General features: G+C 71.8%; 4 protein-coding genes. 2 read left to right on the top strand and 2 right to left on the bottom strand.

What is annotated here, in order from left to right:
* Positions 1-1,145, top strand: a 1,145-nt coding sequence (locus ACIQOV_RS28510) for a M4 family metallopeptidase (protein WP_401053319.1), incomplete at its 5' end; no start/stop codon positions are given.
* 430 nt (positions 1,146-1,575) lie between these two features.
* Complete coding sequence (locus ACIQOV_RS28515) at positions 1,576-2,508, top strand: CPBP family intramembrane glutamic endopeptidase (protein ID WP_401053321.1); 933 nt, start codon at positions 1,576-1,578, stop codon at positions 2,506-2,508.
* Between the two features lie 123 nt (positions 2,509-2,631).
* Here the strand turns inward: ACIQOV_RS28515 and ACIQOV_RS28520 are convergent, their stop codons facing one another.
* On the bottom strand, positions 2,632-3,654 hold the full coding sequence (locus ACIQOV_RS28520) for an ABC transporter substrate-binding protein (RefSeq protein ID WP_401053323.1): 1,023 nt from the start codon (positions 3,652-3,654) through the stop codon (positions 2,632-2,634).
* A gap of 59 nt (positions 3,655-3,713) precedes the next feature.
* A complete protein-coding gene (locus ACIQOV_RS28525) occupies positions 3,714-4,490 on the bottom strand; it encodes a MerR family transcriptional regulator (protein ID WP_401053325.1) in 777 nt (258 codons plus the stop codon).
* Between the last annotated feature and the right edge of the window lie 144 nt (positions 4,491-4,634).

Here is a 4,634-nt window from a genome sequence, read left to right on the forward strand (position 1 = left end):
GTCAGGCCGAGCTGGTGGTCTGGGCCACCGACGGCACCCCGCGCCTGGCGTACCGCACCACGGTCGAGGGCCTGCGCGCCGACGGCACCCCGAGCCGCCAGATCCTCGTCACCGACGCCGCCGACGGCCGGGTCCTCGCCACGCACGAGACGATCGAGACCGCGGCCGGCACCGGCAACGGCGTCTTCGTCGGCCAGGTCCCGCTGACCACCACCCAGAGCGGTTCGAGCTACTCGCTCAAGGACGCGAGCCGCGGCGACCAGTCCACCAGCGACCTCAACGGCGGCACCGACGGAACCGGATCGCTGTTCGCCAACACCAGCAACAACTTCGGCGACGGAACGGTCAACAGCCGCGAATCCGCCGCCGTGGACGCCCAGTTCGGCGCCGCCACCACCTGGGACTTCTACAAGAACACCTTCGGCCGCAGCGGCATCCGCAACGACGGCGTCGGCGCCCTGAGCCGGGTGCACTACGGCTCCAACTACGTCAACGCCTTCTGGGACGACAGCTGCTTCTGCATGTCGTACGGCGACGGCAACAACGACACCGCGCCGCTCACCGAGATCGACGTGGCCGGGCACGAGATGAGCCACGGCGTCACCGCCGCGACCGCCAACCTCAACTACTCCGGTGAGTCCGGCGGCCTCAACGAGGCCACCTCGGACATCATGGGCACGATGGTCGAGTGGTACGCCAACCTGCCCTCCAACCCGCCGAACTACTGGATCGGCGAGCTGATCAACCTGCGCGGCGACGGCAGCCCGCTGCGCTACATGGACCAGCCGAGCAAGGACGGCGCCTCGGCGGACTACTGGGACGCGAACGTCGGCAACCTGGACGTGCACTACTCGTCCGGAGTGGCGAACCACTTCTTCTACCTGCTGTCCGAGGGCAGCGGCGCGAAGACGGTCAACGGGTTCAGCTACAACAGCCCGACGTACGACAACTCCACGCTCGCGGGCATCGGGCGGGACAAGGCCGCGCAGATCTGGTACCGCGCGCTGACCACCTACTTCACCTCGACCACCGACTACGCGGGCGCCCGGGCGGGCACCCTCAGCGCGGCGGCGGACCTGTACGGATCGGGCAGCGCGGAGTACAACGCCGTCGCCGCCACCTGGACGGCCGTCAACGTCAACTGAGCCGAGTCCGGCGCCGGTTCCGGTGAGACCTCGGGCATGAGCCGAGCCCGGAACCGGGTCGGAACCGGGCCGGCCCGGGCCTGGACCGATCAGGCCCGGGCCCGGGAAGGAGTCGAGGCCCCGCCGGGCCGTGGGTGCCGGCCGGCGGGGGAGTACGGCGGGGGAGTACGGCGGGAGCGACGGTGAGCGGACCACCGTCGCTCCCGCTGTATGGCGCCTGACGATACGTCAATTTTCCTTCTCGTGCAGCTTCGGAGGAGGTTCGCGGAACGGCCGGTGGCGGGCGGCGGAGCGCGGGGCGCGAAGTAGCACCTCCACCGGGCCTCCGTACACCCAGAAAACTCGACCATCGCGGTGGTAGTGGACAACCCTCGGTAACGGCAGTGAACTTGGTTCCGGGGCGAACCCCCGGGCCCGTAGCGTCCCCGGCATGACGCTACTGAAGCAAAACCCGCCGAGCGCCGTCCGATGGCGCGGCCTGCTGGTCTACCTGGTGCTCGCCTACGCCGGGATGTGGGCGGCCATGACACCACTGCTCGCCGGCGGCTACCGGCGCGCCGACGCCCGTGAGGAGGTCGGCGCCCTGGAACAACTCTGCATCGGGGCCGCCATGCTGGCCCCGGCACTGGCGGCCCTGCTCGTGGTCCGCTTCGTCGAGCGCGGCGGCGGGGTGCGGGAGGCGCTCGCGCTGCGGTGGCCCCGACCGCGGGCCCGCGCGGTCCGGGCCTGTCTGCTGCCGCTCGGGGTGCTCGGCGGACTGACGGCCGCGACGCTGGTGCTCGGTGCGGTGGCGGGCGGCTACCCGTTCGCCGGCTTCGGATCGCTGGACGCCGGGCGGATCGGATCGTGGGCGCTCCAGGGCTCGATCGGGATGGTGCTGTCGCTGCCGCTGTTCTTCGGTGAGGAGATCGGCTGGCAGGGCTTCCTCTTCCCCCGGTTGCTGCGACTCGGCCGGGGCGAGGGCGGAGGCGGTGGCGGTACGGCGGCCTTGGTGCGGGCGTACGTGCTCACCGGAACGGCCTTCGCGCTCTGGCACCTGCCGACGCTGCTGATGGGCGGCCAGTACCCGGGGCGGCCCTGGTACCTGGCGGTGCCCGCGCTGACGGTGAGCTGTGTGCTCGTCCTGCCGGTCTTCACCTGGCTGAGGCTGCGTTCGGGGTCGGTGGTCCCGGCGGTGCTGGCGCACGCCTTCGCGAGCAGCATGAGCGTGTCGATGGTGCGGGAGTTCGCCGCCCCGGGCGCCGAGCTGGACCCGCTCACCATGTCGCTGGCCGGCTGGCCCGGCTGGATAGTCCTCGGCGGGTTCGTGGCCTTCCTCGCATGCACCGGGCGGCTGCGGCCGGAGCGGTACGGGCAGTGGTGACCGCCCGGGCGGCGGGTGGATGGCGGGTGACGGGTGACGGGTGACGGGCGACGGATGACCGGCGACGGATAACGAATGACAGATTTCATCATCTGTTATCCGTCATCAGGCATCTGTCGTCCGTCACCCGCCCGCCGGCGCCAGGTCCCTGCGGATCTCGTCCAGGATCAGCCCGGCCCCGGTGTAGCCGATGCCGAGCATCCACAGGCTGTCGTCCACGTCGAACACCCGCCCGCTGCGTACGGCGTCCAGGCTCTTCCAGAGCGCGCCCTCGGTGATCCTTCCCCGGTCCGACTTGGCCGCGTCCCCGTACACGGAGTAGAAGATGACGTCGGCCGCCGCCTGGTCCACCTGCTCGGGGCTGATCTCCATCGAGAAGCCGGGCTTGTCCTGGTTGGCGGGCCGGCCGAGCCCGAGGTCCTTGAACAGCGAGCCGACGAAGGTGTCGTTGAGGTAGAGCCTGGTCGGTGCGCCCGCCAGGAAGCGGGCCATCTCGACCCGGGTGGCCGCCGCCCTGGCCGGCCCGCCGAGTGCGGTCACGAGGTCCCGCAGCCTGGTCCGGTACGCCGCGTCCGCGGCCTCGGCCTCGGTCTGGCGGCCCAGTGCCTCGGCGTGCAGCCGGACGTTCTCCTTCCAGGTCGGGCCGGTGGTCCTGGAGAGCACCGTCGGCGCGATCTTCGAGAGCTCGTCGTAGCGCTTGTCGTCGCGGACCTGGTTGCTCAGGATGAGGTCCGGCCGCAGTGCCGCGATCGTCTCCAGGCCGGGCTGGCCGATCGCCCCGACGGGCTTCGTCCCGGACAGCCGCTCCGCCGGCAGGTAGGCGGGGAAGGGGGCGCCCGCGGTGACGGTGGTGGCGCCGACCGGGCTGAGGCCGAGGGTGACCACCGAGTCCAGCGCGTCGGTGTCCAGGACCACCACCCGGCTCGCCCGCGCCGGCACGGTGCTCTCGCCTCGCGCGTGCCGGACCGTCCGCGTTCCGCCTGCCGAGCCGCCGCCGGTCGAACCGGTCGAACCGGTCGAACCGGTCGAGCCCGCCGAGCCGGCACCCGGCGCCGGGGAGCCGGACCCGCAGGCGGTGAGCACGACCCCGGGGGCGAGCCCGGCGGCGAGGCCGAGGGCGGCTCGGCGGCTGAGCGGTCGGGGCATCGGCGGTACCTCCAACGTGCGGGCGGGACGCGGGGATCCCTGCCCGGACAGTGGCCCGGTTACGCCTCGGAGCCGTTCTCCCGTCGCTGGCGCAGGAGTTCGGTGTACTCGACGTGCACCCGACGGTCCATCGCGAGGGCGAACTGGGCGTCCGCGACCGTACGCGCCAGCGGCCGGACGCGCAGGATGCGCTCGGTGAGCCGGGCCGCCGCTCCGGGCGGCAGCGGGGCGTCGGCGGCCAGCGCGCTGAGCAGGTGCTCGCTGACCACCTCGATGAAGATCTCGGCGATGGCGTCCACGTGCTCCTGGGTGCGCCGGCTGGCCTCCAGCACGGCCGAGAGCGGCACCCCCTCCGCCACGAGCTCGGTGGTGGCGTCCATCAGCCGGCGGCTGACGTGGGTGATGCCGTCCTCCTCGACGGTGATGTAGCCCTGGGCGATCGACTCGGCGGTGTTCTCCTCGGTGAGCTGGTCGCCGAACACGGTCTTCAGTTCGTCCCAGTCCAGGCGCACCGGGGTCTCGTCGGACCAGGGCGCGACGATCGCCGCCTCCAGTCCGATCAGCTCGGCGACGTCCCGCCCGCTCTCGCCGGCACCGATCAGCTCGGCGATGCCACCCAGGGTGTGGCCGCGTTCGAGCAGTTCACCGATCATCCGCAGCCGGGCCAGGTGCTCCTCGCCGTACCAGGCGATGCGGCCCTCCCTGCGGGGTGGCTGAAGCAGTTTGCGCTCGCGGTAGAAGCGCAGGGTGCGGGTGGTGATGCCGGCGGCCTCGGCCAGTTCCTCCACCCGGTACTCGCGTTTTCTGTCGCCCGCAGCAGCTCTGACCTTGTCCACGGCGATCAGCATAGGACCGCCGGCCCGGAAGGTTCCCCGAACCGGAGCCGTCGTGCTTCTTCCATCCGGTGTCAGCAAGGGCTACCCTGCCAACCATGCCAGTGATTACTGGCGCGATTGGCAGGGTCCCGGAGGCGAGCCCCC

This window comes from Kitasatospora sp. NPDC091257 (assembly GCF_044757675.1).
Classification (GTDB): domain Bacteria; phylum Actinomycetota; class Actinomycetes; order Streptomycetales; family Streptomycetaceae; genus Kitasatospora; species Kitasatospora lactacystinica.